Annotated in this window: 30 protein-coding genes and 1 pseudogene; 22 read left to right on the forward strand and 9 right to left on the reverse strand. The window is 65.0% G+C overall.

Features of this window, described 5'->3' with window-relative positions; genetic code table 11:
• Positions 1-29 precede the first annotated feature (29 nt).
• Positions 30-1,388, reverse strand: coding sequence for a histidine kinase (locus A5906_RS16155; protein WP_080136373.1), 1,359 nt, complete (start codon positions 1,386-1,388; stop codon positions 30-32).
• Between the two features lie 210 nt (positions 1,389-1,598).
• Between A5906_RS16155 and A5906_RS16160 the strand changes: the two genes are divergently transcribed.
• Together A5906_RS16160 and fghA are read left to right on the forward strand one after the other, a co-directional pair.
• The gene (locus A5906_RS16160; RefSeq protein ID WP_080136374.1) at positions 1,599-2,219 is read left to right on the forward strand and encodes a response regulator; all 621 of its coding nucleotides are present in this window, start codon (positions 1,599-1,601) and stop codon (positions 2,217-2,219) included.
• A gap of 73 nt (positions 2,220-2,292) precedes the next feature.
• Positions 2,293-3,138, forward strand: coding sequence for an S-formylglutathione hydrolase (fghA, locus tag A5906_RS16165; RefSeq protein ID WP_080136375.1), 846 nt, complete (start codon positions 2,293-2,295; stop codon positions 3,136-3,138).
• Positions 3,139-3,327: 189 nt separating this feature from the next.
• Here the strand turns inward: fghA and A5906_RS16170 are convergent, their stop codons facing one another.
• Positions 3,328-3,897 carry a DUF3280 domain-containing protein gene (locus tag A5906_RS16170; protein WP_136615264.1) on the reverse strand — a complete coding sequence of 190 codons (570 nt, stop codon included), beginning with the start codon at positions 3,895-3,897 and terminating at the stop codon, positions 3,328-3,330.
• A 60-nt stretch (positions 3,898-3,957) separates the two neighbouring features.
• On the opposite strand from A5906_RS16170, the gene A5906_RS16175 reads away from it, so the two are divergent.
• The 6 genes from A5906_RS16175 to A5906_RS16200 all read left to right on the forward strand — a co-directional run bounded on the left by A5906_RS16175 (position 3,958) and on the right by A5906_RS16200 (position 8,987).
• Entirely contained in the window at positions 3,958-5,139 is a 1,182-nt protein-coding gene (locus A5906_RS16175; RefSeq protein ID WP_080136376.1) for an ABC transporter substrate-binding protein, read from the forward strand.
• Between the two features lie 193 nt (positions 5,140-5,332).
• Positions 5,333-6,301 carry a YVTN family beta-propeller repeat protein gene (locus tag A5906_RS16180; RefSeq protein ID WP_080136377.1) on the forward strand — a complete coding sequence of 323 codons (969 nt, stop codon included), beginning with the start codon at positions 5,333-5,335 and terminating at the stop codon, positions 6,299-6,301.
• Entirely contained in the window at positions 6,298-7,104 is an 807-nt protein-coding gene (locus tag A5906_RS16185) for an ABC transporter ATP-binding protein (RefSeq protein WP_080136378.1), read from the forward strand. The genes A5906_RS16180 and A5906_RS16185 overlap by 4 nt, the downstream gene beginning before the upstream one ends.
• The gene (locus A5906_RS16190) at positions 7,101-7,949 is read left to right on the forward strand and encodes an ABC transporter permease (protein ID WP_080136379.1); all 849 of its coding nucleotides are present in this window, start codon (positions 7,101-7,103) and stop codon (positions 7,947-7,949) included. Before A5906_RS16185 ends, A5906_RS16190 begins: the two co-directional genes overlap by 4 nt.
• The gene (locus tag A5906_RS16195; RefSeq protein WP_080136380.1) at positions 7,946-8,560 is read left to right on the forward strand and encodes a hypothetical protein; all 615 of its coding nucleotides are present in this window, start codon (positions 7,946-7,948) and stop codon (positions 8,558-8,560) included. Before A5906_RS16190 ends, A5906_RS16195 begins: the two co-directional genes overlap by 4 nt.
• A gap of 136 nt (positions 8,561-8,696) precedes the next feature.
• Complete coding sequence (locus A5906_RS16200) at positions 8,697-8,987, forward strand: copper-binding protein (RefSeq protein ID WP_080136381.1); 291 nt, start codon at positions 8,697-8,699, stop codon at positions 8,985-8,987.
• Positions 8,988-9,120: 133 nt separating this feature from the next.
• On the opposite strand, the gene A5906_RS16205 is transcribed toward A5906_RS16200, so the two are convergent.
• Together A5906_RS16205 and A5906_RS16210 are read right to left on the reverse strand one after the other, a co-directional pair.
• On the reverse strand, positions 9,121-9,678 hold the full coding sequence (locus A5906_RS16205; RefSeq protein WP_080136382.1) for a PQQ-dependent catabolism-associated CXXCW motif protein: 558 nt from the start codon (positions 9,676-9,678) through the stop codon (positions 9,121-9,123).
• On the reverse strand, positions 9,675-10,559 hold the full coding sequence (locus tag A5906_RS16210; RefSeq protein WP_080136383.1) for a substrate-binding domain-containing protein: 885 nt from the start codon (positions 10,557-10,559) through the stop codon (positions 9,675-9,677). The genes A5906_RS16205 and A5906_RS16210 overlap by 4 nt, the downstream gene beginning before the upstream one ends.
• A 123-nt stretch (positions 10,560-10,682) precedes the next feature.
• Between A5906_RS16210 and A5906_RS16215 the strand changes: the two genes are divergently transcribed.
• Both A5906_RS16215 and A5906_RS16220 read left to right on the forward strand, forming a co-directional pair.
• Positions 10,683-11,606 (forward strand): quinoprotein relay system zinc metallohydrolase 2, encoded by a 924-nt coding sequence (locus tag A5906_RS16215; RefSeq protein ID WP_080136384.1) that lies wholly within the window; start codon positions 10,683-10,685, stop codon positions 11,604-11,606.
• A gap of 70 nt (positions 11,607-11,676) precedes the next feature.
• Entirely contained in the window at positions 11,677-12,495 is an 819-nt protein-coding gene (locus A5906_RS16220) for a quinoprotein dehydrogenase-associated SoxYZ-like carrier (protein ID WP_080136556.1), read from the forward strand.
• 98 nt (positions 12,496-12,593) lie between these two features.
• Here the strand turns inward: A5906_RS16220 and A5906_RS16225 are convergent, their stop codons facing one another.
• Positions 12,594-12,953, reverse strand: coding sequence for a hypothetical protein (locus A5906_RS16225; RefSeq protein WP_080136385.1), 360 nt, complete (start codon positions 12,951-12,953; stop codon positions 12,594-12,596).
• An 87-nt stretch (positions 12,954-13,040) separates the two neighbouring features.
• Between A5906_RS16225 and A5906_RS16230 the strand changes: the two genes are divergently transcribed.
• The 5 genes from A5906_RS16230 to A5906_RS16250 are packed head-to-tail and all read left to right on the forward strand — an operon-like array spanning position 13,041 to position 16,707.
• Complete coding sequence (locus A5906_RS16230; protein WP_080136386.1) at positions 13,041-14,021, forward strand: ABC transporter substrate-binding protein; 981 nt, start codon at positions 13,041-13,043, stop codon at positions 14,019-14,021.
• 1 nt (position 14,022) lies between these two features.
• Positions 14,023-14,760: an ABC transporter permease gene (locus A5906_RS16235; RefSeq protein WP_080136387.1), complete on the forward strand. Its 738-nt coding sequence runs from the start codon at positions 14,023-14,025 to the stop codon at positions 14,758-14,760.
• Positions 14,750-15,478 carry an ABC transporter ATP-binding protein gene (locus A5906_RS16240; protein ID WP_080136388.1) on the forward strand — a complete coding sequence of 243 codons (729 nt, stop codon included), beginning with the start codon at positions 14,750-14,752 and terminating at the stop codon, positions 15,476-15,478. The genes A5906_RS16235 and A5906_RS16240 overlap by 11 nt, the downstream gene beginning before the upstream one ends.
• 47 nt (positions 15,479-15,525) lie before the next feature.
• Positions 15,526-16,335, forward strand: coding sequence for a pentapeptide repeat-containing protein (locus A5906_RS16245; protein ID WP_080136557.1), 810 nt, complete (start codon positions 15,526-15,528; stop codon positions 16,333-16,335).
• 24 nt (positions 16,336-16,359) lie between these two features.
• The gene (locus A5906_RS16250; RefSeq protein WP_136615268.1) at positions 16,360-16,707 is read left to right on the forward strand and encodes a hypothetical protein; all 348 of its coding nucleotides are present in this window, start codon (positions 16,360-16,362) and stop codon (positions 16,705-16,707) included.
• A gap of 10 nt (positions 16,708-16,717) precedes the next feature.
• Here A5906_RS16250 and A5906_RS16255 read toward each other — a convergent pair whose 3' ends face one another.
• The 4 genes and pseudogenes from A5906_RS16255 to lanM all read right to left on the reverse strand — a co-directional run bounded on the left by A5906_RS16255 (position 16,718) and on the right by lanM (position 18,699).
• Positions 16,718-16,927 (reverse strand): hypothetical protein, encoded by a 210-nt coding sequence (locus A5906_RS16255; protein WP_080136390.1) that lies wholly within the window; start codon positions 16,925-16,927, stop codon positions 16,718-16,720.
• Positions 16,928-17,128: 201 nt separating this feature from the next.
• Positions 17,129-18,036 (reverse strand): annotated as a pseudogene (locus A5906_RS16260) (DUF6662 family protein).
• Positions 18,037-18,061: 25 nt separating this feature from the next.
• Positions 18,062-18,142 (reverse strand): pyrroloquinoline quinone precursor peptide PqqA, encoded by an 81-nt coding sequence (gene pqqA / locus A5906_RS16265; protein ID WP_012029362.1) that lies wholly within the window; start codon positions 18,140-18,142, stop codon positions 18,062-18,064.
• A 170-nt stretch (positions 18,143-18,312) separates the two neighbouring features.
• Positions 18,313-18,699 carry a lanmodulin LanM gene (lanM, locus tag A5906_RS16270; protein WP_080136558.1) on the reverse strand — a complete coding sequence of 129 codons (387 nt, stop codon included), beginning with the start codon at positions 18,697-18,699 and terminating at the stop codon, positions 18,313-18,315.
• 319 nt (positions 18,700-19,018) lie between these two features.
• Here lanM and A5906_RS16275 point away from each other — a divergent pair, with 319 nt between their 5' ends.
• The 7 genes from A5906_RS16275 to A5906_RS16305 all read left to right on the forward strand — a co-directional run bounded on the left by A5906_RS16275 (position 19,019) and on the right by A5906_RS16305 (position 25,306).
• Positions 19,019-20,683 carry a methanol/ethanol family PQQ-dependent dehydrogenase gene (locus A5906_RS16275; protein WP_080136392.1) on the forward strand — a complete coding sequence of 555 codons (1,665 nt, stop codon included), beginning with the start codon at positions 19,019-19,021 and terminating at the stop codon, positions 20,681-20,683.
• 10 nt (positions 20,684-20,693) lie between these two features.
• Positions 20,694-21,050 carry a c-type cytochrome gene (locus tag A5906_RS16280; protein ID WP_080136393.1) on the forward strand — a complete coding sequence of 119 codons (357 nt, stop codon included), beginning with the start codon at positions 20,694-20,696 and terminating at the stop codon, positions 21,048-21,050.
• Positions 21,047-21,970 carry a substrate-binding periplasmic protein gene (locus A5906_RS16285; RefSeq protein WP_080136394.1) on the forward strand — a complete coding sequence of 308 codons (924 nt, stop codon included), beginning with the start codon at positions 21,047-21,049 and terminating at the stop codon, positions 21,968-21,970. The genes A5906_RS16280 and A5906_RS16285 overlap by 4 nt, the downstream gene beginning before the upstream one ends.
• A gap of 205 nt (positions 21,971-22,175) precedes the next feature.
• The gene (locus A5906_RS16290; RefSeq protein WP_080136395.1) at positions 22,176-23,189 is read left to right on the forward strand and encodes an FUSC family protein; all 1,014 of its coding nucleotides are present in this window, start codon (positions 22,176-22,178) and stop codon (positions 23,187-23,189) included.
• 111 nt (positions 23,190-23,300) lie between these two features.
• Positions 23,301-24,290: a Bug family tripartite tricarboxylate transporter substrate binding protein gene (locus A5906_RS16295; protein ID WP_080136396.1), complete on the forward strand. Its 990-nt coding sequence runs from the start codon at positions 23,301-23,303 to the stop codon at positions 24,288-24,290.
• A 139-nt stretch (positions 24,291-24,429) separates the two neighbouring features.
• On the forward strand, positions 24,430-24,855 hold the full coding sequence (locus tag A5906_RS16300; protein WP_080136559.1) for a hypothetical protein: 426 nt from the start codon (positions 24,430-24,432) through the stop codon (positions 24,853-24,855).
• A gap of 178 nt (positions 24,856-25,033) precedes the next feature.
• Complete coding sequence (locus A5906_RS16305) at positions 25,034-25,306, forward strand: hypothetical protein (RefSeq protein ID WP_136615269.1); 273 nt, start codon at positions 25,034-25,036, stop codon at positions 25,304-25,306.
• Positions 25,307-25,387: the final 81 nt, after the last annotated feature.

The raw sequence follows: 25,387 nt of genomic DNA on the forward strand, positions 1-25,387 counted from the left end.
TCCGGGTCCGGATCATGCTCCGGGCCCGATCAGGCCGCCGCGGTCGGCACCAGCGCCTCGACGGTCAGGCCGCCGTCGCCGGAGACGACGTTGAGCGTGCCGCCCAGCGCCAGGATCCGCTCGCGCATGCCGACGAGCCCGAAGCCGAGCTTCTGGCCCGGCTCCATGCCCCGGCCGTTGTCGCTGACGCGCACGCGGGCACAGAGGCGGCCGTCGCGCGTCAGCTGCTCCGCGGGCTCGATGAGGACGTTGACCGCGGTCGCCCCGGCATGGCGGAACACGTTGGTGAGCGCCTCCTGCACCACGCGGTAAATGGTGAGGTCGGCGGTCTCGCCGGTTGCCCCAAGCCGCGGCGAGATCGTGGTCTCGATGGTGACGTCGGGATGCGATTCCCGCCACAGCCGCGACAGCGATTCCAGCGCCTGGCCGAGGCCGAGTTCGGCAAGGCCGACGGGGCGCAGGCGCTCCAGCACGCGGCGGGTGAATTGCTGGAGCGCGTTGATCTGCTCCAGGAGGGCGCTGCCGTGCTTGCGCACCGCCTCTGCGCTCGGCGCCTTGCCGTCCGCGAGCTTTGCCAGCGCGCTGGCATGGGCGCGCAGCGAGAACAGATACGGACCGAATTCGTCGTGAAGCTCGCGCGCGATCTCCTTGCGCTCGACGTCCTGCAGCGACACCGCGCGCTCGGCCAGGCGCCGCTTGTCCTCGACCGCCTCGCTGAGCGTCGCCGCAAGATGATTGAGCCTGGTGCAGATGGCCGCGAGCTCGGGCGCCCCGCCCGGCGCGACGCGCGCTTCGTAATGTCCGTCTTCGAGTTTCCCCATGACCTCCGTCAGCGACTGCAGCGGTGCCAGCGCCCGGCCAACCACGTTCATCATCAGGAAGAACAGTGCGAGCGCGATCACCGAGCCGACCTCGAGCTGGGTCACGATGCCGTCCCAGATCTCGGCGATCTCGTCATCGGGGTGCGAGATGATCCGCAGCGAGCCTGGCTTGCCATGGATCGACACCGGCACGCTCACCGCAGTCTGCTCGGGATGAACCAGGCCGACGAACCAGGCCGGCGGGACGCGCGTGTCGTCGTCGGCATCGGGCCGCGGCGGCGTCAGCGGGTTCCCGCCGGAATCGTGAAGCGCGATGCTGACATGGCGCAGGCGGCTGAGATCGCGGGCGATCTGATTCAGCCGCGCATCCGGGTCGGGCGCCTCGTTGAGATCGGCAACGATCATCTCGATGAATTCGCGCGCAAGGCGGATCACGCTCTGGTCCTCGGCCTGCACACGCGGGCCGGCCTCGGCGACCTGGCGGCCGATATTGACCGCGAGCCCCAGCGCCAGCAGCAGCGCCAGCAACAGATTGATGCGCGCGCGCAAGGATAGATTTTGCCACATTGGTTGTGTCCGTACCCCGCGAAGGATGCCCGCCCCTGTCCGATGACGTTGACAGAGGCGAAGCGCCCGATATCTAATCGAAAGCGTACAGCAATCCTGGCCGGGTTGCATGAGGCGAGGTGTGGGCGCGTGGCGCTCCTGTTCGGTATCGTGCGGCGCGACAACAGGCAAATTCTATCACTGGGAACGCGCTGTTACGGGGAAACGCCTATGCGCATTCTGATCGTCGACGATCATCCCATTGTCGCCTCCGGCTGCCGTGCGGTGCTGGCCGACGAGGGCGAGATCGAGATTCTGGAGGCCGCCGACGCCGAGGACGGCGAGTGCGTCTTCATCGTCGAGCGCCCCGACCTCTGCATCATCGACATCAACCTGCCGACCGTCTCCGGCTTCGAGCTAGCGCGCCGCATCCTCGAGCGCGCGCCCGATGCCCGTATCATCATGTTCAGCATGAACGACGACCCGGCTTTCGCCGCGCGCGCAATCGAATGCGGCGCCAAGGGCTACGTCTCCAAGACCGGCGACCCCGACGACCTCGTCGAGGCGATCCGCGCCGTCGGCGCCGGTGGCACTTACCTTCCAACCGCAATCGCGCGCAGCATCGCCTTTGCCGGGCCTGCGCTGGCGCAAAGCCCGCTGTCGAAGCTGAACGCCCGCGAGATCGAGATCCTGCGGCTGCTCAGCGCCGGCAAGAGCCTGTCCGAGATCGCCTGGCTGGTGCAGTCGTCCTACAAGACGGTGGCCAACACGTCCTCGATCATGCGACAGAAGCTCGGCGTGAAGACCTCGGTCGAGCTGGTCCGGCTGGCGATCGACAGCGGCGTCGCCTGACGCGCGCCGCCACGAATTCGGTCACACAAGCGTTGCAATGTTGATGTGGTGAGATGCCACGGAGCTTTCAGGCATGACGATTCAAACTGTCTCGACCAATAAATCCCATGGCGGCGTGCAGGGCGTGTATCGCCATGCCAGCCAGGCGACCGGCACCGACATGGTGTTCTCGGTCTATGTTCCGCCGCATGCCGACGGCGCCAGGCTGCCCGTGGTCTGGTACCTCTCCGGCCTCACCTGCACGCATGCCAACGTCACCGAGAAGGGCGAATTCCGCAAAGCGTGCGCCGAGCTCGGCCTGATCTTCGTCGCGCCCGACACCTCGCCGCGCGGGCCCGACGTGCCCGGCGATGCCAACGACGCCTATGATTTCGGCCTCGGCGCCGGCTTCTATGTCGATGCCACCGAGGCGCCGTTCGCGCGCAACTATCGCATGTGGAGCTACGTCACCGACGAGCTTCCGAAGCTGGTCGCGGGAAATTTTCCCGTCGATGCCAAGCGGCAATCGGTGATGGGGCATTCGATGGGCGGCCACGGCGCGCTGACGGTGGCGCTGCGCAACCCGCACCGCTACCGCGCAGCCAGCGCCTTCGCACCGATCGTCGCGCCGTCGCAGGTGCCCTGGGGCATCAAGGCCCTGACCGGCTATCTCGGACCGAACAAGGATACCTGGCGCAACCACGATACCGTGGCGCTGATCGAGGACGGCGCCAAATTCTCGGGCTTCCTCGTCGACTACGGCGATGCCGACAATTTCCTGAAGGAGCAACTCAAGCCCGAGTTGCTGGACGCCGCCTGCAGCAAGGCCAACATCCCGCTGACGCTGCGGCGCCAGGCGGGGTATGACCACAGCTATTATTTCATCTCGACATTCATGAGCGATCATCTGCACTGGCATGCAGCAAGATTGACGGCGTGATGTCTTCGCGCCAAGCGCGCGTTGCCCTCTTCCTTCTCCCCTTGTGGGAGAAGGTGGCGCGAAGCGCCGGATGAGGGGTTGTTTCCGCGAATTCAAATGAGAGTTGGGTACACGGAGAGAACCCCTCACCCGTCTCGCCGCTATGCGGCGAGCCACCCTCTCCCACAAGGGGAGAGGGAAAGAACCCACTCACGGCCTGCCGTAATTCGGCGCGAGCAGGCGGTTGCGGATCAGATAGCTCATCGTGCGCGTCCAGGATTCGTCGGTGTTGCCGCGCATGTCGGCGCTGGCGGCCGTGATCATGTGGCCGGTCTTCACGTCGCGCAGATAGATGTTGAGGTTGATGATCAGGTTCGAGACCTTCTGCACCATGCCGGTGATCTCGAGCTCGGCGCCGAGCTGCCCGGCAAGCGTGAGATCGCAGCCGCCGCAGGCCTGCAAGTTCGCATGACGGGCGGCGTCCCTCACCGGCGCAATGTCGAGCACCTGGAACCGGCCTGAGTCTGCCAATTCCTTGCGCAACTGTTCGCTGATGCGCTGAAGCCGCGCCTCCTCCGGCCTGGAGCCATAGAACTCGCCGGGCAGGCTGGTGTCGATCAGCTCGAAATCGAACACGGCAAGCTTCGGCGGGTCGGCGAACGCGGCCGAGCCCGTCAACAGCAAAGCGAGGAAACATATCAGCGCTCGCATGATCGTGATTCCGCCTCCTCTCGCCGCGACGACGAAATGCGGGGTTGCATGCCCTGACAAATCGGTCATGCTTGAAGCAGAAACAATTCTCCACCGGCGGTCAAGCCGGGGAGAACGCCTGGAGGAAATATGATCCGATGGTTGGTCGGCCTGATCGGCTGGAGTCTTGCCGCGACGAGCGCGCTCGCGGCCGACCCCGTCTCGATTGGCGTCGGCTATCTCGGAATCGCCGGCACCAGATCGACACTGTCGCTGCTCGAGCAGCCGGCCGAGAATGACGGCGTCGCCGGCGCCCGCCTCGCCATCGAGGACAACAATACCACCGGAAAATTCACGGGCCAGCGGTTTACGCTGGAAGAGCGCCGCATCAGGGAAGGCGAGGACGCGGTGCAGGCCGCAACCGCGCTCGCCGAGCAGAACGGCTTCATCATCGCCGACCTGCCGGCGGACGTGCTGCTGAAAGTCGCCGACGCCCTGCGCGACCGCGGCACGCTGCTGTTCAACGCGGGCGCGATCGACGAGCGGCTGCGCGAGGCCGATTGCCGCGCCAATGTCATCCACACCGCCCCGACGCGCGCGATGCTTGCGGATGCGCTCGGCCAATATCTGGTGTGGAAGAAGTGGTCGCGCTGGCTGCTGGTGGTCGGCTCGCATGACGAGGACAAGCTGTTTGCCGACGCACTCCGGCGCACCGCGACGCGGTTCGGCGCCAAGATCGTGCAGGAACGCACCTTCGAAGACAAAGGCGGTGCGCGGCGCACCGACTCGGGCGTCACGCAGATCCAGCGACAGATGCCGGTGTTCACGCAAGCTGCGCCCGCCTACGACGTGCTGGTCGCCGCCGACGAGAGCGAGGTGTTCGCCGCCTACCTGCCCTATCGCACCTGGGATCCACGGCCGGTCGCGGGCTCGGCGGGCCTCGTGCCGCGCAGCTGGGACGCATCGCAGGACCAGTGGGGCGCGATCCAGATGCAGAACCGCTTCATCAAGCTGAATTCGCGGCGCATGACCGCGCTCGACATGCAGGCCTGGACCGCGGTGCGCATGATCGGGGAAGCCACCTCGCGCACCAATTCCGGCGACGTCAGGAAGGTCACCGACTTCATCAGGGGCCCGGATTTCTCGGTCGCCGCCTTCAAGGGCACGCGGCTCACCTTGCGCGACTGGAATCTGCAGCTGCGCCAGCCGATCCTGCTGGTCGACGGCCGCATGGTGGTGTCGGTGTCGCCGCAGGAAGGATTCCTGCACCAGGTCTCCGAGCTCGACACGCTCGGCTACGATCGCCCGGAGAGCAAATGCAAGCTGAAGTGAGCGATGTGAGATGAGTTCAAGCTGGTACCGCGACGACACTGCGCCCCCTCCCCCGCTCGCGGGAGAGGGTTGGGGAGAGGGTGTCTCCACGAGCGATAACCCCCAAGAGGAGAGAACCCTCTCCCGCATCGCATCTGACGATGCGATGCGACCTCCCCCGCAAGCGGGGGAGGTGAAGACCGCTCGTGGTCAGATGTCGCGCGTGCTACGGGCGCCGTTACTGTTGGCTCTCGCGCTCGCCGCCACGCCCGCACATGCGTTCATCGCCTATGTCTCGAACGAGAAGAGCAACACGGTCTCGGTGATCGATACCGACAGCTGGACCGTGACCAAGACCATCAAGGTCGGCCAGCGCCCGCGCGGCATCGAGTTCACGCGCGACGGCAAGTTCGTGATGGTCGCGGTCGGCGACGACGACACCATTCAGGTGATCGATGTGAAGACGCAAGCAGTGATGGACAGCCTGCCCTCCGGACCCGATCCCGAATTGTTCGCGCAGGACGCCGCCGGCAAGACCCTCTATGTCGCCAACGAGAATGACAACACGGTGACGGTGATCGACCTCGAGAAGCGCGCGCGCCTCGGCGACATCCAGGTCGGCGTCGAGCCCGAGGGCATGACCATCAGCCCCGACGGCAAGACGCTGATCAACACGTCCGAAACCACCAACATGGCGCATTTCATCGACACCACCTCGCGCCAGATCGTCGCCAATGTGCTGGTCGACGCGCGGCCGCGCTTTGCCGAATTCAAGCACGACAGTTCGGAGCTCTGGGTGTCCTCGGAGATCGGCGGCACGGTGTCGGTGATCGACCCCAGGAAGCACGAGGTGATCGGCAAGGTCACCTTCGAGATTCCGGGCCTGCGCAAGGAAGCGATCCAGCCGGTCGGCATTGGCATGACCAGGGACGACAAGACCGCCTTCGTCGCGCTCGGCCCGGCCAACCGCATCGCCGTGGTCGATGTCGCCACGCGCAAGGTGACGAAATATCTGCTGGTCGGGCAGCGCGTCTGGCACATGGCATTCACGCCGGACGAAAAATACCTGCTCACCACCAACGGCGTCTCCAATGACGTCTCCGTCATCGACGTCGCCGCGCAAAAGGTGATCAAGACCATTCAGGTGGGCGAACTGCCCTGGGGCATCACGATCGCGCCATGACCAGCCCTGCCCCCATCGCCGATCCACGCGAGACGCCGAAGCCCGATCCGGCAGCGGTGCCGGCGCTCGCGATCGATGGTGTCAGCCATTCCTATGGCCCGCGCCGTGCACTGATAGATGTGTCCTTCAACGTGCAGCCTGCGAGCTTCACCGCGCTGCTCGGACTCAACGGTGCCGGCAAGAGCACGCTGTTCTCGCTGATCACACGGCTGTTCGGCATCCAGTCCGGCCGCGTCGGCATTTTCGGGCATGACGTCGGCAGGAGCCCCGGCGAGGCGCTGCGGCTACTCGGAGTCGTGTTCCAGCCGCGCACGCTCGATCTCGATCTGTCGCTGACGCAGAACCTGCTCTATCACGCCGCGCTCCACGGCATCAGCCGCCGCGAGGCGTCCGCGCGCAGCGCCGAGTTGCTCGGCCGCATCGGCCTTTCCGATCGCGCCGGCAGCAAGGTCCGCGATCTCTCCGGCGGACAGATGCGGCGGCTGGAGATCGCGCGGGCGCTGCTGCACCGGCCGCGTCTCCTCCTGCTGGACGAGCCGACCGTTGGCTTGGATGTCAAGGCGCGCGCCGACATCATCAGCCATGTCCGCCAGCTCGTGACCGAGCAAGGCATCGGCGTGCTCTGGGCGACGCATTTGTTCGACGAGATCATGGCCGGCGACGATCTCGTGGTGCTGCACCAGGGCAAGGTGCTGGCGCAGGGGCCGATGAGCCGCGTCATTACCGAAGCCGGCGCGCAGGACGTCAACACCGCCTTCATGCGCCTGACCGGCGCGCAAACCATGCCGGGAGGCGGCGCATGAGCAGCATCACCACGCGCGATGCGCCGCGCGGCTTTTCAGCCGCGGAGTACATGACCTGCCTCACCGGCATCGTCTGGCGCGAGGGACTGCGCTTCCTGCATCAGCGCGAGCGCTTCGTCTCGGCGCTGGTGCGGCCCCTGGTGTGGCTGTTCATCTTCGCCGCGGGCTTCCGCCAGGTGCTCGGCATCTCCATCATCCCGCCCTACGAGACCTACATTCTCTACGAGGTCTATATCGCGCCGGGACTGATGGCGATGATCCAGCTCTTCAACGGCATGCAGTCCTCGCTGTCGATGGTCTATGACCGCGAGATGGGCAATATGCGCACGCTGCTGGTGAGCCCGCTGCCGCGCGGCTTCCTGTTGTTCTGCAAGTTGCTCGCCGGCACCGCGGTGTCGCTGCTCCAGGTCTATGCGTTCCTGCTGATCGCCTGGTTCTGGGACATCACGCCGCCGCCATGGGGCTATCTCACCGTGCTACCGGCGCTGGTCCTGTCCGGCCTGATGCTGGGCTCGCTCGGCATGCTGATCTCCTCCGGCATCAAGCAGCTCGAGAATTTTGCCGGCGTGATGAACTTCGTCATCTTCCCGATGTTCTTCGCCTCCTCCGCGCTCTACCCGCTCTGGCGGGTGCAGGAGGGCAGCCCCTATCTCTTTTATCTCTGCGCGGCCAATCCGTTCACCCATGCGGTCGAACTGATACGTTTTGCACTCTACGGGCAAATCAACTGGATCTCGCTGGCGGTGGTCGCCGCGTGCACAATCGTCTTCATGATCGGCGCAATTCTGGCCTATGATCCCTCGCGCGGGCTGGCGCGACGGGGGCCTGCGGGAGGCGAAGGATGAAGGTTCGGGTTCTGGCGACGGCTGTACTGGCGCTCGCGGCTGCGAGCACGGCCGTGCGCGCGGCCGATCCGCGCTACCCCGACTGGCCATGCACACAGGCAAAAGTGCCGGAGATCTCGCTGGCCGCCGTCTGGGCCGGCCCTCCGCTCGGTGACGCCGAGACGAAGTGGAAGGACGACGCCAAGGTCAGTGCGCTGGTCTCGAAGCTGGCGGCGCGCAAGACGCCCCTGGACGAGGCCGAGAAGTCGGTGAAGGAGTTCCTGACCGGCTCCGCCGCCGACAAGGTCACCAACGCCAAGCTCCTGTTCGCCGGGCTGTTCGACACGCTCAACGCCCAGCGCTCCCAGGTCATGACCGGGCTCGAGCGCGTCAGCCGCAAACAGCGCGACGCCGCCGACAAGATCCGCGAGGAGACGCTTCAGCTCCAGGCCCTCCAGAGCACTACGCCGCGCGACGAGGCCAAGGTCGAGGCGCTCAGCAACGATCTTATCTGGAAGACCCGCATTTTTGAGGACCGCCACAAGGTGGTGCGCTTCGTCTGCGAGGTTCCAACCGCGATCGACCAGCGCCTGTTCGCGCTCGGACGCGTGATCCAGCAGGAAATGGAATAGCGTCAGCCACGCTGACGGCTCATGAAAAGTTCCCGGGTTCGCCTTGGGAGCGTTAACCTTTTGCCGCGCTATCTGCCGGAACCAAATCGATTTATGATGGCTTGTCGAAGTCAACTCCAGACGTCGGGAGACCTCGATGGGAACAACGAAATTCATCTTCGCGAGCGCTGCGGCCCTCAGCATGCTCGCATCCGGTGCTCTCGCTGACGACATGACCGGAATGGTCACGCGGATCGATCGGCTCAACGGCACGATTTCGATCCAGCAGACGCAGAAAGGCACGGTCGGAGCCAGCGCCGGCGCGCTCCAGGAGTACAAGGCCAAGGATGCCGCGATGCTGGACGCGGTCCATGCCGGCGACAGGGTGACGTACTCCGCCACGGAAACCAACGGCACCGGGACGCTGACGAAGTTACAGAAGCAGTAGCACCGGGTCTCACATCGTCATTGCGAGGAGCTCTTGCGACGAAGCAATCCAGGGTTCCTCCGCGGAAAGATTCTGGATTGCTTAACTGCGCCCGCAATGACGAGGAGAGGCTGCGCGCTTCTCATCGAGATGCCTACTGCTCCGGCCGCGGCTCGGGCTGCGCCTCTTCCGTCGGAAGCTTCGCGCGCTCCCAGCCGTCGGTCCCGTCGGGATACCAGGCAACATTCGAGTAGCCGTAGGCCAATGCGCGCTTGGCCGCGTTCCAGGACATCCAGCAATCGGCGAGGCAATAGATCACCAGCAGCGCGGCCTTGTCGCCGCGTGAGGCGCGCGCCAGGCCACGCTGGAGATAATCATCCATGGCCGGCGGCAAATTGCCGTAGCCGGTATCGGGCAGCCACAGGCTGCCTGGAATGTTTTTGCGCGGCGCATCGCGCCACACCGTGCCTTCGGGCAGATTCTTCGGCTTCGGCGGACGCGGCATCACGTCGATGAACGCGCCGCTCTTCGCGCGCCAGATTGCCTCGGCGTCCGCCGTGGCGAGCACGCGCGCGCCGGCAAGCGTCGCCGGCACCGGCGCACGGTAATTGTCGGTGCGATAGCCCTCGGGCTCGAAGGGCTCCTGCTGCTGCGCGAATGCCGGCACCGACAGCACCGCGGCGACGAGCGCAGCGGCAACAGGCCGTGTCATGGCGTCTTCTTGGCCGTCTCCGCGCCGAGCGGCCGGTCGCTCTCGTCCAGCAGCGGCACGCCGAAGTCGAGCAGGATCTTGTTGATCTCGCCCTGGTTCTCCTGGATCAGCCGGTTGAGCTGCCGTTTCCAGTTCTGATCGGCGGGCCGCACGCCCATGCCGATGCGATAGACCAGCTTCGGCCCGGTGGTTTCCTTCACCAGCGGCGTGACATGGAGCGAGGAGCCGGCTTTCTTGGCATAAAAGCCCGCCATCGGCCCCCACAGCACGCCGGCGTCGATCTTGCCAGCGGTGAGGTCGTCGATCATCGCCTGCGCCGAATTGTCGAAGCGCGTGTCGATCATCAGCGGATAGGGCTTTGCATCGCCCATCAGGCCTGCAAGCGCCATGTTGGTCGCCGGCGGCGTGCCGGCGACGATGCCGACGTGCTTGCCCTTGAGGCGCGCGTCCTCCAGCGTGTCCACGTCCTCGAGCCCGCTGCCGGTCTTCGCGACGAGCGCATAGGTCGTGCGGTAATAGGGATTGGTGCCCTGAACGAGGTCGTCGCCTTGCGGGAAGCCCATGATGACGTCGCATCGATGCGCGCCAAGCGTCATCCGCACGAAGCCGGTGGCTTGCGGGAAGAATACGTAGTCGAGCTTTTTCTGCAGCTTGTCCGCCAGGAATTCGGCGAGCTTGTTCTCGAAGCCTTCGCCCTTCTCGTTGGAGAACGGCAGATTGCGCGGGTCGGCGCAGACGCGCAGCACCTTCGGATCGACCAGCTCGAACGAGAGATCGCCGGTTTCGCTGGTCTGCGCCATGGCGGCGTCGCCAAGTGTACAGGCTGTAATCAGGCTCCACAGCAAGATCAACCAGCGACGATGTCGTCCGGCCTCCGTCATCGCGCTTCCTCCTCGTTTTGTTTGAATGTTATCAACGCATGACGCGCCATGTTTTGCCAGGTCTTGCGCCGGCCTCGCTTTGCTGCAGTGCAACGCGACAACCTTTTGAACTGAGGCGGAAAAGTGTCTCGCATTGCTCTCGTGATCGCAGCCTTGTCCTTGGGGATAGCGACGCTAGCACGCGCCGGCGCGGTCGAATTGCCTGTGAGCGAAGTCGCGCCGGGAATCTTCGTACACTCCGGGACCATCGCCCTGATGAGCCGCGAGAACGAGGGCGACATCGCCAATATCGGCTTCATCGTCGGCGATGAGGCGGTGGCCGTGATCGATACCGGCGGCAGTTTTCGTGAGGGCGAGGCGCTGCTGGCGGCGGTGAAGGCACGCACCACCAAGCCGATCCGCTACGTCGTCAACACCCACGGCCATCCCGATCATGTCTTCGGCAACGCCGCCTTCGTGGCCGACGGAACCAGCTTCGTCGGCCACAGCAAGCTGCCGCAGGCGCTGGCGAGCCGCGGGCCCTTCTATATCGACAATTTCAGACGCATCATGGGCCGCGAGCTGATCGATCCCGTGAAGATCGTACCGCCCACCCTGCTCGTCACGGACACGTTGACGCTCGATCTCGGCTCACGCAGCCTGACCCTGCGCGCATGGCCGGCCGGGCACAGCGACAATGACCTGACCGTGTTCGATGAGCCCACCAAAACCCTGTTTGCCGGCGACCTCGTCTTCCTCAGCCACATTCCGGTGATGGACGGCAGCATGCGCGGCTGGCTCGGCACGCTGAAAGCGCTGGAGGCCATCCCGGCGATGCGCGTCGTTCCCGGTCACGGCCCTGTGAGCGCGTGGCCTGCCGCGCTGGCCGATGAACGGCGTTACCTTTCAACGCTGCTGTCCGACGTCCGCACGCTGAACAAGAAGGGCGAACCGATCCGCACCGCCGCGGACAAGGCGGCCGCTGAGGAGCGGCAGCACTGGCAGCTGTTCGACGACTACAATGCCCGCAACGCAACTGCAGCATTTTCGGAAATTGAATGGGAGTAGCAGGCACGGTACGCTGGGGCAGGAAATCAGCTTCGCTGACTTGGACTGCTTCGCGCGCGGGACCATGACCATGACGGGATGTACACGCCGCCTGCCCCTGATCGCCCTGCTCCTCGGCTTCACCTTCGCCGCGCCGGTGCCGGCTGAAGAGGCCTACGATCCCTGGCCGGGCCTGGTGCAGGACATTTTTGGCAACCGTCCGATGAAGGATGGGGGCGACGTCATCGGCATCGAGATGCCGTATCGCGCCGAGGACGCGGCCATCGTGCCGGTGACCCTGCGCAGCAAGCTGTCGCCGGCCGACAGCCGCCGCATCCGCTCGATCACGCTGGTGATCGACCGCAATCCGGCGCCGATGGCGGCAAAATTCGAGCTCGGGCCGGATGCCAATGTCACGGAAATCTCGACCCGCGTGCGCGTCAACAACTACACCGACGTCCACGCCGTCGCCGAGCTCAGCGACGGCCAGCTCTACGTCTCGAAAGTCTATGTGAAGGCCTCCGGCGGGTGCTCCGCACCGGCGGGAAAGAATGCCGAGGAGGCCAACAACCGGCTCGGCCAGATGCGTTACCGGCAGTTCGCGCGCGAGGAGGCGCCGGCCAGCCGCGTGCGAGAGGCGCAGATCATGATCGGCCATCCCAACAATTCCGGTCTGCAGATGGACCAGGTCACGCAGCTCTATATTCCCGCCTTCTTCATCAACCAGCTGAAGCTGACGCAGGACGACAGCCCCGTGCTGTCGATGGAAGGCGGCATCTCGATCTCGGAAGATCCAAATCTGCGCTTCACCTACGTCTCCAATGGCGCCAAGCGTTTCCGCGCGGAAGCCAAGGACACGGACGGGCATGTGTTCCGGAATGAATGGGACGTCGAGAAGCCGGGGACGTAAGGCGATGGCGTCATTCCGGGGCGATGCAACGCATCGAACCCGGAATCTCGAGATTCCGGGTCTGGTCCTTCGGACCATCCCGGAATGACAGCGCTAAATCAGAAACACCTCACCTCGGCCTCCGCCTGCGCACGGCGCAGATCATTCACCGCCGCATTCGCCTGCTCTGAGGTGCGAAACTGCACGCCGAGATTGCCGCGGACCTGGGACATGCTGAGCGCGGTCTCTGCGGTCACATAGCGCTCGTAGGGCACGATCGAGGCGACCACGTCGATTGAGCAGGAGCATTGCTCGATCGATTGCCGGCTCTCGCCATTGGCCTTCATGCAGCCATAGACATATTCCGCGCGCGCTGAGGTCGGATAGTCATTGGCCTCCCCGGCACGCGCCGTCGACACGGCCGCCGCCAATGCCGCCAACGCGGCGACAATCGGTCGTAGCTGCCCGGCCAGTTTCATCCGCGTCCTCCCGCTGGTTGCGACCAAAGCTATGCTATGCCTATTGTCCTGAAAAGCACTCTGTCAGAGGAAACGGCTCACAAGGTGATGAGAGTTTTGGGACGAATATCGGCGCTTGCGGTGACACTGGCGCTGACGCTGGCCGCGCCGGCCCGCGCCGCGGATACCATCCGCCTTGCGGTGCAGAAGACCGGAACATTCTCCTGGGAGCTGGCCGCGATCCGCAGCACCGGCCTCGACAAGGAGGCCGATCTGTCGCTGGAGGTCACCGAGCTCGCGAGCACCGAGGCCGGCAAGATCGCCATGCGTGCCGGCAGCGCCGACATCATCCTGTCCGACTGGCTGTGGGTGTCGCGCGAGCGCGCGCTGGGCGCCAAGCTCACCTTCTATCCCTATTCCAGCGCGCTTGGCGCGGTGATGGTGCCGGCTGCCTCGCCGCTTCAGACGCTCGCCGACCTCAAGGGCCGCAAGCTCGCGGTCGCCGGCGGGGCGATCGACAAGAGCTGGCTGCTGCTCCAGGCGCGGATGAAGCAGGACGGCATCGACCTGAAATCGGAAGCGACCATCGTCTACGGCGCCCCGCCTTTGATCGCTGCCAAGGCGCTGGACGGCGAGATGGATGCGAGCCTCAACTTCTGGAATTTCTGTGCCCAGCTCGAGGCCAAGGGTTTTCGGCGCCTCGCCGGCATCGAGGAGATTTTGCCGAAGCTGGGCGCCAAGGGCGCGGTGTCCGCGGTCGGCTACGTCTTCGACGAGAGCTGGGCCGCAAGCCATAAGGATGCAGTTGCCCGCTTTATCGCAATGACACGCAAGGCCAAGCAGCTGCTGGTCACATCCGATGCGGCCTGGGAGAAGGTCACGCCGCTCACGGGCACGACCGATCCGGCGATGCTCAAGACCTACCGCGAACGCTACCGCGACGGCATTCCGCGCCGAAGCATCGACGACGAGGAGAAGGATGCGCGCGTGCTCTATCGCGTGCTGGCCGAGATCGGCGGGCGCGACCTCGTCGGGCCCGCGCCCGAGCTCGATCCCGGCACCTTCTATCACGCCGTCCCCGGAGACTGAGGTGCTGCGCCTTCTGTCGTTCGCCCTGTTTCTCGTGATCTGGTGGATTGCCGCGTTCCTCGTCGGCGGCGCCAAGCTGCCCTCTCCGCCGGCCGTGCTTCAGGTGATGATCGCGGAAGCCTCAAGCGGCGCGCTGTTCCTGCATCTCGGGGCGACACTGGCCCGCGTCGCGCTCGCCTTCACCCTGGCGATGTCGCTCGGCAGTGCCATCGGCTATCTCATGGGCAGGGTGAAGCTCGCCGACCGGCTCGGCGATCCCTGGCTGATCCTGCTGCTCAACCTGCCGGCACTGGTCGTGATCGTGCTCGCCTATATCTGGGCCGGGCTCACCGAGGCCGCCGCGATCGCGGCGATCGCCATCAACAAGCTGCCGACGGCCATCGTCACCATGCGCGAGGGCACGCGCGCGCTCGACCGTTCGCTGGACGAGATGGCGAGCGTGTTCGCGATGCCGCGCTGGCGCGCGTTCCGCCACGTCGTGCTGCCGCAGCTCGCGCCCTATATCGCGGCCTCCGCCCGCTCCGGCCTGTCGCTGGTGTGGAAAATCGTGCTGGTCGCCGAACTCCTGGGGCGGCCGAACGGCGTCGGCTTCGAGATCGGCGTCGCCTTCCAGCTGTTCGACACGCCACGGCTGCTGGCCTATTCGCTGACTTTCGCCGCCGTCGTGCTCGTCATCGAAACCTTGCTGGTGCAGCCGTTCGAAGCCCGCGCAAACAGGTGGCGGCCCCGTGCGGCTTGAGGTCGATATCACAGGCAAGACCTTCAGGAGTGCCGCGGGCGGAACGCACGAGGTGCTGGCTCCGGTCAAGTTCGCGCTTCAATCCGGCGAGGTCGGCGTGCTGATCGGCCCGTCCGGCTGCGGCAAGAGCACGATGCTGCGCATCATCCTCGGATTGGACCACGACTTTGCGGGTCACATCGCACGGCCGCCGGAAGCGCGGATCGGCATGGTGTTCCAGGAGCCGCGACTGCTGCCGTGGCGCTCGGTCGAGCAGAATGTACGGCTGGCTGCGCCCGGCGTCACCGACGGCAAGTTGTCCGAGCTGTTCAGGATTTTGGAGCTGGACGCCCATCGCAGCCACTATCCCGGTGAGCTCTCGCTGGGTTTGGCCCGGCGCGTGGCGCTCGCCCGCGCCTTTGCGGTCGAGCCGGATATTCTGGTGCTCGACGAACCGCTGGCATCGCTCGATGACGCTCTCGCCGGACGCCTGCGCGACGAGATCGCAACGCTGGTGGCGAGCCGGCCAGTGATGACACTTTTGGTGACACACAGCCTGGACGACGCAGTGCGCCTGGGCGACCGGCTGTTCTTCCTGTCGCCGCGGCCGGCGCGGATCGTGGCCGAGGTGCCTATCGGCATCCCGCGCGACACACGCGGCGAAACCGAGATAGCGGCGATCAAGGCCAGCCTCGCCCAACGAACCCAAGGCGACCGCATCGAGCGAGATGTCTCGTAGCCGGTCGCCCGGCCGACGTGCTAGATAGGCGAGCGGCGGAGTTGACGATGACGCGAACGGTCACCCTCGCAACGTGTGGTATTGCAGCGCTGAGTCTCGCACTCGCCACGATGACGGCGAGCACGCAAGACATGATGCGCGACGTCGATCTCACCTCCCCCGCGATGGTCTCGGCCGAAATGACGAGGCCGGAGGTCGAGGCCGTGCTGGCCAGAGCGAGCGCCGCGCAGCCTGCCGATTTCACCGGCAAACGCCTGTCGGGCCTCGATCTCTCGGGGCTGGACCTGTCCAACGCGGTTCTCCGCGCCGCGCGGCTCAACAAGACCATACTCCGGGACGCGAGGCTTGACCGCGCGATCCTCGATCAGGCGTGGCTGCTGGATGCGGATCTGACCGGCGCAAGCCTGAAGGGCGCCAATCTGTTCGCCTCGCAAATGGCCCGCGCGCGTCTCGACGGCGCGAACCTGTCGGGAGCGCGCATCGCAGCCGACCTCACCGGCGCAAGCCTGGTGGGCGCCTCGATCGCGGACGCGCATCTTGGCGCCGATATGCGCAACCAGTCGATGGGGCTGATGCGCGCGGTGCTGAGATCCGCCAATCTGGAACGGCTGAACGCGCGCAACGCCGATTTGTCGCGTGTCGACCTCGAATTCGCGGTCCTCAGGGGCGCCGACCTGAGCGGCGCATCACTGAAAAACGCCCAGCTCGGCGGAGCCGATCTGACCGACGCCATCGTCACCGACGCCGATTTCGACGGCGCCGATCTCGTCTCGGCGAAGCTGATCGCACCGAACGGCCTTGACCGCGCCAAGAATTTCGACAAGGCAAAGAACCGCGAGCGCCTGATCAGGGAATGACGGCGCCTTTGGGAGGACTGGCTGATGCGTGAGGTTCTTGCTTTGATCGTGTTATTGACGCTTGCCGGCGAAGCCGCCGCGCAGGCCAAGGGCAAGGGCATCCGGCTGTGGAATCTCACGACGGAGACGATCTCCGGCTTCCAGCTCTCGCCCGCCGGCAAGACCGACTGGGGGCCGAACCAGTGCCTCAACGACAAGGACAAGGAGGTCGACCACGACGAGCGGCTGCGCATCACCGGCGTCGAGCCGGGCCGCTACGACGCCAAGGTCAGCTACCCCAATGCACGGCAGTGCATCGTCCGCGACATCGAGATCAGGGCCGATGCGGTGTTCTCGATCGCCGACAAGGATCTGAAGGACTGCACCAAGTAGCGTGCCCGGCTTACGCCTTGTCGTTCGGGTGCGGATATTCGCAGCGCCAGCGCACCGCCTGCCATTTCGGATGATCGCCGATCCATTGCGCGATATAGGGCGGCGCCGCCATCATGCATTGGCGGGGCGACCCCGAATAGTTGAACACCAGATGCTGCTCCTCGCAGGTCGCCGGCGAGAGCACCGCACACACAGTCACCACAAGGTCGATCGGGTTCATGCTGGGATCCTCTCGCGGGGCAATCGAGACTAGCACGATAAGTTACGTTCCAGGGAGCGGGAAGTTTCAGACGGACGTGAGGACGGGGAACTGTCGCCGCGTTCAAATGCGAGAGAAGGACTCGCGGACAGAACCCCTCACCCGTCTCGCCGCTATCGCGGCGAGCCACCCTCTCCCGCAAGGGGAGAGGGAAAGGGCGCCTTAAAAATTCACCCCGAAAACCAATCTCGCCTGATGCCGTTCGAAATTGACGAGGTCGAGATTGCCGCCCGAGCCGGCCGCGCGGCCCCAGGCCTGCATGTTCCAGCTCAGGGTCAGCCGCGACTTCTCCGATAGCTGGAAATAGGCCGTGGGCCCGACGAACAGCGCTTGACCCGCGAACTCGCCGAGGCCGATGCCCTCATATTGCCGGAAGTAGCGCATCTCGCCGCCGAGCAGCACGTTGGGGCGCACCCGGGCCAAGGCGGCGAACGCCGCACCGATCGTCGAACTCTTCTCGGACGTTCCCGCCACCTCGACGCGCGCCCATTCCGGCTGATAGACCAGATTGAGCGCGCCGATGACGAAGTTCGGAACGAGCTCGCGGTCGAAGGCGAGCGTGAAATCGGTGCCGTACATCCGCCCCTTGGCGCCGCTGGTCTCGTCGATGCGGTCGCCATGGAGCTCGGTGGCGATGGTGAGACCGAACGGCGCCCGCTCGCGGTCGAGCAGTCGGTAACGCAGATCGAGTGAGGCGCCCTGGAAATTGAACTGGCGGCGGTCGTCGATGTCGGGGACGCCGGTGATGTCGTGCAGGCTGGCCGTGGCGCCGAGCTCGATGCGAAAGTTCGGCAGCGGCACGACTTCCACCTCCACCTCCTGCGCCAGCGCGCGATAGGCGCCGCCGCCTTTGCCGAAGCGGCCCGTGGTCTGGCTCTGGAATTCGCGCTCGCCGGGATTGCCGACGTCGGTGCCGATCATGAAGCCAAAGATGTGCTCGGTGTCAAAGCCCTCCTCGGCGCTGACACATGCCGGCGCGAGCGCGACCGCGCACGCAATCACCGTCCAGAACGTGTGGGCTTCGATCCGCATCTTGCGAACACTACCACGGCTCCGACGGCGTTCGCCACCGAAGCCGCGGCAGGTTCGTCAGTCTTACTTGCGCGCAGCGCAGGCGTACATGTTGATTTCCATGCCGACCGGCACTTCCACGATCTTCGGAGCTTTCCAAGCCATCCGGGGTCTCCCAAGGTATTGAGCGCGACATCGCGCGGGGCAAAACCTAGGGCTGCCTCATGCACAGCGCAAGCTGGAATTGAACCACCGATGCAGCGAACTGTCGAATATCGCTTGCGAATTTCGCTCTCGTGCAAAACGCCTTCGCTCCCAGTCAAGCGCAGCCGCACTCACCGCAACAAGCGCAGCAGCGCGCGGCCGGCGCGCGAGTTGAGCTCCTTTGCATCGAGCGTTCCGTCCTTGTCGGGATTCGCCGCATTGAAGCGCTGCTCCACCACGGACAGATACTCGTCGAGCGTGAGTGTGCCGTCATGATCGGGATCAGCCGCGGCGAGCTCTTTCGCCGTTAACCGTCCGCGCAATTCGCGCGCATCCAGCGTGCCGTCATGATCGGGATCGAGCTTGGAGAACAGCGCAGTCGCGGCCTTCTTCACCTCGGCCAGATCGAGCGTGCCGTCATTGTCGGTATCGAACATCTTGACGGCGGATGCCGACCAGGCCGGGCCGGACAGAACTGCAAGCGTGAGCGCAAGTGCAACAGAGCGACGCGATAGCATTGAAACCTCCTGACCGAGAGCCGCCGATTCGAGCGGGATCGAAGCAGCATCAATCCGCAAGGCGCGCCCCCGTTCAAGCGGAATTACAATCTGCGTGCCGCAACCTCGGGGAACCCAATCGTTCGGCACTGCATCATGCCGCGGAATTTTCCAGGGCCGGCGCACAAGAGAGAGTCGGTTGTAAGGTTTCCGTCAGGCAACTGGCATCTCGCGCTCAACATATCGCCACCGCGATTGCGACTTTCGTATTGACGCGTTTTGTATTCGGGCGGAGTGTTGCCGAAGCAGCGTCAAAAGGCGCGCATCTTGGGAGGAATGGATGAAACGCTTTGCGATGGCCGCGAGCCTCGTCATGCTTGCATCGAATTGTGCGTACGCACAGACCACCGAGCAGTTGGTCAAGGGCGCGACCGATACATCGAACGTTCTCAACTACGGGATGGGCTACAATCTGCAGCGCTTCTCGACGCTGAACCAGATCAACAAGGACACCGTCAAGAACCTCGTCCCGGTCTGGAACTACTCCTTCAATGACGATCGCAGCGAAGAATCGCAGCCTCTGGTTTACCAAGGCGTGATCTATGTGACGTCGCACAATGCGACCATGGCGGTCGACGCCAAGACCGGTAAGCAGATCTGGAAATCCAAGGTCGAGTACCCCGCCGAGACGCCGCGCATCGTCTGCTGCGGCATCATCAACCGCGGCGCGGCGCTCTACGACGGAAAAGTCTTCCGCACCACGCTGGATGCCAACGTGATCGCGCTCGACGCCAAGGACGGCAAGGAGCTGTGGCGGCAGAAGGCGGCCGACATCAAGGAAGGCTATTCGATGACGGTGGCCCCGCTGGTCGCCGACGGTGTCGTCATCACCGGCATCTCAGGCGCCGAGTTCGGCACCCGCGGCTTCATCGACGGCTGGGATCCGGCAACCGGCAAGCATCTCTGGCGCACCCATTCGATCCCCTCGCCGGACGAACCCGGCGGCGACACCTGGAAGGGCGACACCTGGAAGCTCGGCGGCGGCTCGACCTGGATCACGGGGTCCTACGATCCCGAGCTGAACACGGTCTATTGGGGCATCGGCAATCCCGGCCCGTTCAATTCGGCAGTGCGGCCCGGCGATAATCTCTACACCTGCTCCGTGCTGGCGATGGATCCCAAGACCGGCAAGATCAAGTGGCACTACCAGTTCTCGCCGAACAATCCGTTCGACTACGACTCGGTGGCCGAGATGGTGCTCGCCGACATGAATGTCGAGGGCAAGCCGACCAAGGTGCTGATGGATGCCAACCGCAACGGCTTCTTCTACGTGCTCGACCGCACCAACGGAAAGTTGCTCGCCGCCAACCCCTACGTGAAGGTGAACTGGGCGACCGGCATCGACATGAAGACGGGCCGTCCGATCGAGACCGACGTCAGCAAGGACGCGCGTGAAGGCAAGAAGGTAACGGTCTATCCGTCGATCCTCGGCGGCAAGAACTGGGAGCCGATGTCGTTCAACCCGCAGACCGGCCTCGCCTATGCCAACACGCTCGCCTTCGGCGGCAAGTACAAGGCCGAGCCTGTCACCTTCAAGCAGGGCGAATGGTATCTCGGCATGGACCTCACCGATCCCTGGGAGTTCGGCGACGGCGCGCGCGGCCATCTGAAGGCGATCGATCCCATGACCGGCAAGGCGAAATGGGAGGCTCCCGCCGACATTCCGCGCTTCTCGGGCGTGCTGTCGACCGCGGGCGGCGTGGTGTTCACGGGCGCGCTGACAGGCGAGTTCGAGGCCTTCGATGCCGATACCGGCAAGAAGCTCTGGCAGTTCCAGACCGGCTCGGGCATCGAGGGACAACCGGTGACGTGGCAGCAGGACGGCGTGCAATACATCGCCGTGACGAGCGGCTATGGCGGCGTCTATTCGCTGTTCTCCGGCGACGAGCGGCTTGCCAAGGTGCCGCCCGGCGGCTCGCTCTGGGTTTTTGCGGTCAAGCGGTAACCACGGCACGATGCTGAGAGACGTATCACACAGGACGGTGGCGATGATCGCCACCGTCGCGGTGCTGACGGTCGCGCTCGCGGTGACCGTTCGCGCTGCGGATGACGCAACTGGCAATCCCCTGCAGGCGCAGATCGACCACGGCAAGTCGACCTACGCGTCGAAATGCTCGCACTGCCATGGTCCCAACATGATGAACTCCGGCACCATCACGCCGGATTTGCGCGCGTTTCCCGACGACAAGACGCGCTTCGTCACCACCGTGAAGAACGGCAAGAACAACAGGATGCCGCCCTGGGGCGACATCCTGAGCGACGATGAGATCGGCGATCTCTGGGCCTTCATCTCGAGCCGGAGGAAACCGTGAGTGGGCGGCTGGCACTCGGTCTTGCCGCATTGCTTGCGGCGCTGGCGACGCCCGCGCGCGCGGCGGATGCCCTGAGCATCTGTCTCGACGAGGACCGGCCGCCGCTCTCGGTGCATCACAAGGACGCGCTGGATACCGGCTTCGACGTGCTGCTGGCGCAGGCGATCGCGGAGCGGATCGGCCGGCCGCTGAAGATCCAGTGGTTCGAGAGCAAGCTGGACGAGGATTCCAGCCCGCAGCTCGAGGCCAATGCACTGCTCTCCGACGGGCGCTGCGCGCTGGTCGGCGGTTATGCGCTGACGCAGGACTCCCTCGTCAAGCCCGGCATGAAGACGGCACGCTTGCCGGACTTCACTGGGGCCACGCGCGAGGACCGGCGCCGCCGCGTCGCGCTCGGCGTGCTCGCGCCGAGCCGGCCTTACGTCTATTCGCCGATGACAGTCGTGCTCGGGCCGAAGGCGCAGGGGCGCAAGATCAAGGATATCGGCGATCTCGCCGGCCTTCGCCTCGCGATCGAGAGCGGCTCGCTCGGTGATGCCGTACTGATGACCTTCGACAAGGGGCGCCTGATCGACGGCATCACCCATCTCGTCCCCGGCCGCGACGACCTCCTCGGCACGCTCGCGCGCGGCGACCATGATGCAACGCTGATCGATCTTGCCCGTTTCGACGCCTACCGCGCCGCGCATCCGGATACGGCGATCACCGCGTCCGGCTATTACTACCCGATCGGCGCCAACCGCGGCTATGTCGGGCTCGCCAGCGACGGCGCGCTGATCGAGGCGGTCAACAAGGCGCTGGCTGCGCTTGCCGCTGAGGGCAAGATCGCCGAGTTCGGCAAGCAGGCCGGCCTCACCTATCTGCCGCCGCGCGAGCCCGCGATCCTTGGCGATGTCTGGATGAAGATCATTCAGCGGTGACGTCGCGCTACGCTGCGGCCCGGGGGCACAAAGAACAGTTGTCATTCCGGGGTGCCCGCAGGGCGAGCGGAATCCGTTCCTACGCAGCGCATGCGGCGTGATGGATTCCGGGCCTGCATGCCGGGCACGCATCCCGGAACGACGGAGGATGTGCTGCGTCTCGCTTCTTATACTGTAACCATTCATTCGGCCATTTGGTGAAGTCGTGAGTCCTTCTGCCGCCGACCTGCGCGATTTCCTCGCCCGGGAGATCAAGTTCCGCGAACTGCTGCGCGCGCTGATCGTCGTCGGCCCGATGGTCGCCGCATATTTCATCGCGCGCGAGACCGCGCTGCTGAACCTCGGATTGATCGCAGTCTCGCTGCTCATTCCGGCGCTCAGGATGCAGCTGGCGCCAAAACTCATCGCGTGGCACTACCTTGCCATCCTCGTCACCTTCGCCGCGCTGTTTCTCGCCGCTCCGATCAAGCCGCTGTTCGTGGTGCTGACGGCGCTCGCCGGCTTTCTGGCGGTCGCCGCGACGCGCCATGGCGAGGATTTCCGGACCCTCGGCAATTGGGTGTTCATCCCCGCCGTCTATCTCGCCTGTGAGGTGCGGGAGGGCGTGACCGCCTCGGAAGCGCTGCGCCATGCCGGCGTGATCATCGTGTCCTCTCCGATCTCGCTGGCGCTGGTATGCGCCATTCGGATCTACGACCGGCAGCGGCGCAGCGATGCCGCGAAGACCGCGTTCGGACCGGCCGCGGCCGAGTGGTTCCTGCCCGCGCTCGCGACCGCCATGGCGGTGTTCGCGGCAGCCGCGCTGGTCGAAATCTTCGACCTTGCGCAGGGGCAATGGGTGATGTGGTCGGCCGCAAGCGTCGTGGTCGGCGATCTCGCCGCCTCCACCGGCAAGCTGAAGCAGCGGGCAATCGGCGCCGTCGCCGGCGTGCCGCTCGGCTTCCTCGCCGGCATGCTGCTGCCACAGAGCCGGGTCGGCTATGCGCTCGCGGTTCTCGCCGCCACCCTCACGCTGACCTCGTTCTCCCGCTATATCGTCGGCTTCGGCCTGCGCTGCTTCTTCATTGCCCTCGCCGCCTCCTTTGCCGGCGGCGCCAGCGGGATCGCGGAGGAGCGTATCGTCAACGTGCTGATCGGCGGCACATTCGGCCTGATCGCGGTGGGTCTCACCGAAATCGTCTGGCTGCGCGGCGTGCGAAAGGTGCGATCGTCCGGGTGACGCCGGAATAGGCACGTGCCGGCTGACCGAATGCGCCAATCTGTCTCGCCTGCCGCCCATGCCGACGCCAGCCTGATGCAGTACCTTTGGCAAAAAACCGGGGAGAGAATCATGTCCGCCAAACTCGATCGCCGCCAGTTCGTAGCCGCCTCCGCCGTTACCCTCGCGATGCCCTTTGTCTCGCGCAGCGTCTCGGCGCAAAGCCCCTGGCCATCGCGGCAGATCCGCATGATTTGCAGCTATCCGGCCGGCGGACAGACCGACCTGCTCGCACGCGCCTACGGCGAATTCATCTCCAAGCAGGTCGGCAAGACCGTCATCGTCGAGAACAAGCCCGGCGCCTCCGGCGCGATCGGCACAGCCGAAGTCGCCCGCGCGGAGCCCGACGGCCACACCATCCTGTGCTCGATCTCGACCACCTACATCATGAACCGGGTGGTAATGAAGAATCCGGGCTACGACATGGACAAGGACCTGACGCTCGTCAGCGTCATTCCGGGCGCCGGCCTGTTGCTGGTGGCGAACCCGAAAACCGGCGTCAAGACGCTGGAGGATTTCGTCGCCTTCGCGCGCAAGAGCGGCAAGGTGAATTTCGGCACCTACAGCGCAGGCTCGGCGCCGCACATGACGATCAACGAGCTCAACAAACAGTACGGCCTCAACATCGAGCCGGTGCACTATCGCGGCGAGGCGCCGATGTGGACGGGAATGCTGGAAGGCACACTCGATGCCGCCATGGGCAGCTATACGGCCGCACAGTCGGTTCTGCAGAGCGACCGCGGCACCGTGTTCGCGGTGCATTCGAAGAAGGTCGAGGCCATCCCGAACGTGAAGACGCTGCCCGAACAGGGCGCGACCTCAAAGTTCTTCACCGTGAGCGGATTCTCGGGCTGGGCCGTCCCGAAAGCAACGCCGCAGCCCGTGGTCGATCGCCTCGCCGAACTCTGCGTCGCCGCCAACAGCGACTCGAAGGTGAAGGAGGTGCTCGCGACCTTCGTGCTCGAGCCCGCGATCGGCTTCAAGGAAAGCAATGCGCTCTATCAGCGCGAACTGCCGATTTGGATCGAAAGCGCCAAGTCGCTCGGCCTCGAGCCGGCCTAAAATCTCGAGCTACCGCCTGGCGCGCCGGTACTCCCTCCCCGGCCCGGCCTCCGACCAAAGCCTAGTGTCGGGAACGCAGTTTCCCGCTATGATTGCGCGCCGCCGCCGGAAGAGCGCGCGCACAGGAAGGGCCGATCGCATGACACCGGATGCAGTCGCCGTCGCCGTCATGGTCATCCTGCTCTTTCCGATGGGCTATTTCACGCTGGCATCGCCCGCCTTTCTGCTGGTGAAGCTCGATATCCAGCCCGTCGCCCAGTTGCTGCGCGGAATGTTCAACGCCCATTTCCTGGTGATGCGCGTTGCCGGAATTGTCGGAACGGTGATTCTCCTCCTCGACGGCCGCCCGCTCGCCGCGATGGGCGTCGCCCTGCTCGCAGCCCTGGCGATCTGGGGCCGCCGCTGGTTCATGCAACGGATGGACGACCAGCTCAGCGCCAGGGACGCCGGCGACGCCGAGGCTCCGCGTCGGCTGCGCCGTCTGCACTGGAGCGGAATGCTGGGCAATGCGGTGCTGCTGGTCGCCCTACTGGCGAGCATTCCCTACATCGCGACGCCGGCGTGACAGGCAACATCGCCGTGATTGCGGCCCTCGCGGCCGCAATCCTTCCGTCCATGACGTCACACCTGAAGTTATTCGCGACAGCTCTTCACCGAATGTAGACCGGCACATTGCCGCAGGTTGCATTGCTGATATAATGCACTTAGGACAGCACGAGACTGTCTTTCAGGAGAAGAAGGCGATGAAAGCTTCAGTTTTTCTTCTTGCGGGCCTGACCATTCTGTCGATCAGCTCAGTCAATGCAGCGCCGAAAAGCACCGACGCAACGACCTCCACAACGAAGGTCAGCTCGGTCGCGTGTTCTATCTCGGGTGGCGGCTTTGGGTCCTACCCATCAGGTTGCCGCAACGGAGCCAACTTCAAGTCCTACAACGAATGCAAGGAATCGGGCGCCAAGCGCGGTTGGAGGCACGAGGACATGGCCTGGTATTGCAGCGGCCTCGGCCTGCAATAGCAATCATCCGCGCAAGAGGCGTTGCGGGTCGCTGCCTCGCGAATTCTTCGATCGACCAAGTATCAATGAGTATCAAAATGC

This window comes from Bradyrhizobium sacchari (assembly GCF_002068095.1).
Lineage (GTDB): Bacteria > Pseudomonadota > Alphaproteobacteria > Rhizobiales > Xanthobacteraceae > Bradyrhizobium > Bradyrhizobium sacchari.